1 pseudogene is annotated in these 299 nt (G+C 57.5%); it reads left to right on the forward strand.

The window, feature by feature from the left end:
- A pseudogene (locus P0G09_RS18950) lies at positions 1-278 on the forward strand (outer membrane insertion C- signal); the annotation flags it as partial.
- Positions 279-299 lie beyond the last annotated feature (21 nt).

Consider the following 299-nt stretch of genomic DNA (forward strand, 5'->3'; position numbering starts at 1 on the left):
CCTGCACGCAGCAGGTCATTGCAAAACGGCCGGGCACAAAGCTGTTTTTGCCCGCGCGGTTGGTCTGGCAGACCTGCTGCGTGCAGGATATCCAGTTCGTGGGCTTCCCCTGCAGCTATGATGGCTACAAGGCACTGGAGCAGCGCGCCTGGGTCACTGTGACCGCCAAGGTCAATTACAAGTTCCACAACATCTACCGCGGCAAAGGCCCGGTGCTGACCGCCATGTCTGTGGAGCCCGCCGAAAAGCCGCAGAACGATGTCGTAACATTCTCTTAAATCCTATCTTATACAGGGAGG

Source organism: Faecalibacterium sp. DFI.5.82 (assembly GCF_029076575.1).
Classification (GTDB): domain Bacteria; phylum Bacillota; class Clostridia; order Oscillospirales; family Ruminococcaceae; genus Faecalibacterium; species Faecalibacterium duncaniae.